At 77.3% G+C, this 2920-nt stretch carries 1 protein-coding gene; it reads right to left on the bottom strand.

Features of this window, described 5'->3' with window-relative positions:
* Positions 1-2920 (bottom strand): condensation domain-containing protein (locus tag ACFC1T_RS38295; RefSeq protein ID WP_375897412.1); only part of this gene is annotated, 2920 nt, incomplete at both ends.

Here is a 2920-nt window from a genome sequence, read left to right as displayed (position 1 = left end):
GGTACGCGATCCGCTCGGCCGGGTACCCGGGGTCGACCGGGAGGTAGCCGGCGCCGCTCTTGAGCACCGCCAGCAGGGCCACCACCAGCTCGGCGGTGCGGGGCAGCGCGAGCGCGACGAAGCGCTCGGGGCCGGCCCCGGCCGCGATCAGCAGCCGGGCCAGCCGGTTGGAGCGCTCGTCCAGCTCCCGGTAGCTCAGCACGGTGCCGCCGGAGCGGACAGCCGGGGCGTCGGGGGTGCGGGCGGCCTGCCGGGCGAAGGCCTCGGGCAGGGTGCGCTCCGGCGGCTCGACCACCGCGCCGCCGAGGCGTCGGACCAGCTCGCGGCCCGAGTCCGGTGCCAGCAGCGGGAGTTCGGCGGCGGTCCGGTCGAGGCCCGCCGCCAACCCGGCCAGCAGCGTGCGCAGGCTCGCCCCGAGGCCCTCGACGGTCGCGGTGTCGAAGGCGGCCGGGTCGTGGTCAAGGTCGATCACGACCGAATCGCCGGGGGCGACCACCACGCTGAGCGGGTAGCTGGTCGGCTCCTGGACGCTCTCGGTCTCCACCGCCAGGCCGTGCCGGCTCAGCGCACCGGCGTCGAAGGGGTAGTTCTCGAAGACCACGATGCTCTCGAACAGGGCCGTCCCGCCGGGCAGTTCGCTCCAGTTCTGGAGCTGGGCCAGCGAGACGGAGTCGTACCGGCGGGCCTCCGACTGGGCGCCCTGCAGCGCGTGCAGCCACTCCCGCAGCGGGCGGCGCTCGTCGATCCGCGCCCGGGTCGGCAGCGCGTTGATGAACAGCCCCACCATCGAGGTGACGCCGGGGAGTTCGGCGGGCCGCCCGGAGACGACGGTGCCGAACACCACGTCGTCCCCGCCGCCGTAGCGGGAGAGCAGCAGCGCCCAGGCGCCCTGGAGGACGGTATTGACGGTCAGCCCGGCCTGCCGGGCGGTGTCGCGCAGCCGCTCGGAGAGTTCGGCGCCGAGGCCGATCCGCACCTTGGCACCGGAGCTGGCCCGGTGGGCCCCGGCGGGGCGCCGGTCCCGGGGCAGTTCGGTGGGCGCGGGGAAGCCGGCCAGGGTGTCGCGCCAGTACCGTTCGGCCCGCGCCCCGTCCTGGGCGGCGAGCCAGCGCAGGTGGTCGGCGAAGGGGGCGCGTTCGACGAGCTGCGGCGGCCGGCCCTCGGTCAGCGCGGCGTAGCGCTCGCAGACCTCGTCGAAGACCTGGGCCGCGCTCCAGCCGTCGAGCAGCACATGGTGGAAGGTCCACACCACCCGCACCCGGTCGGCGCCCAGCCGGACCAGGGAGAGCCGCAGCAGCGGCCCGGTGGCCAGGTCGATCCCGGCCTCCCGGTCGGCGGCGAGCAGCCGGGCGGTGTCCCGGGCAACCCGCTCGGCGGGCCGGTCCGACCAGTCGTGGTGGGCGATCGGCAGGGCCGCCCGCCGCCGCACGACCTGGACCGGCTCGGCGGTGTCCTGCCAGCTGAGCCGGGTGCGCAGCACCGGGTTGGCGTCCGCGGTCCGCTGCCAGGCCTCGGCGAGCGCCCCCGGGCCGGTGACCCCGGTGAGCACCAGCTGCACCTGGTTGACGTAGGTGCGCCCGGCCGGCTCCAGCAGGCTGTGGAACAGCATGCCCGCCTGCATCGGCGTCAGCGGGAGGACGTCGGCGACCTCGCGCCCGTCCCCGACGATCCGGTCCACCGCCGCCTGGTCCAGCCGGGCCAGCGGGAAGTCGGCGGGGGTGCGCCCGCCGGCGCCCGGTGCGGCGCAGTGCGCGAGGATCCCCTCCAGCGCGCGCAGCATCGCCTCGGCCAGGGCGGTGACGGTGTCCGCGCGGTGCCGGCCGACGCCGTAGTACCAGGCGATCTCCAGCTCCTCGCCCTCGACCCGGGCGACCACGTCCAGCAGGTGGGGCCGCTCGGTGCCGGGCGCCTCCGAACCGCCCAGGCCGCCGGGGACGGCGCGCACCAGGGCGGCGCCCTCGGCGGACCAGTCGAAGCGGCCGAGGTAGTTGAAGCTGATGCCGGGCGCGGGGGCGTCGGCGAGTCCGCCGTCGGGCGCCAGGTGGCGCAGCGCGCCGTAGCCGAGGCCGTGGTCCGGCACCGCGCGCAGCTGCTCCTTGACGGACTTGAGCGCGGCGCCCCAGTCCCCGCCGGGGGCGTCGGGGACGTCCAGGGCGACGGGGTAGAGCGAGGTGAACCAGCCGACCGTACGGGACAGGTCGACGCCCTCGAACAGGCCGTCCTCCCGGCCGTGGCCCTCCAGGCCGATCGCCACCGTGCGCCGCCCGGCCCAGTCCGCCAGCGCCCGGCCGAGCGCCGTGAGCAGCACGTCGTCGATCCGGGTCCGGTAGACGGCGGGCACCTGGCGCAGCAGCCGGTCGGTGCGTTCGCGGTCCAACCGGACGGTCACCGAGCGCAGTTCGGCGGCGGTGTCGGCGCCCTCGCCGTCCACCGGCAGCGGGGCGGCGCACGCCCGGGCGGCCTCGGCCCAGTGGGCGCGCTGCCCGGCGAAGCCGCCGGACTCGGCACGGACGCGCAGCAGCCGGGCCCACTCCCGGACGGAGGTGGTGCGGGCGGGCAGCCGCAGCGGGCGGCCCTCGACGGCCTGCCGGTAGGCGGTCTCCAGGTCCTCCAGCAGCACCCGCCAGGAGACGCCGTCGACCACCAGGTGGTGGACGACGAGCAGCAGCCGGGCCGGGCCGGTGGTGCCGGGCCGGAACAGCCGGGCGGTGAGCAGCGGGCCGGTGTCCAGCCGGAAGCCGGCCTGGGCGGCCGCGGTCACGGCCGCCTCCTCGTCCCGGTGGTGGACCGTCAGCAGCTCGGGGGCGGTGGCCTCGGCGGGTTCGCAGTGCTGCTGCCAGGTGCCGTCCGGGCCGGGGGTGAAGCGGCAGCGCAGGGCGTCGTGGTGCGCCCGGAGGGCGGCCAGGGCACGGCGCAGGGC

Source organism: Kitasatospora sp. NPDC056076 (assembly GCF_042266305.1).
GTDB lineage: Bacteria > Actinomycetota > Actinomycetes > Streptomycetales > Streptomycetaceae > Kitasatospora.
Note: the sequence above shows the minus strand (reverse complement) of the source record. Positions and strands in the feature narration are given on the sequence as shown.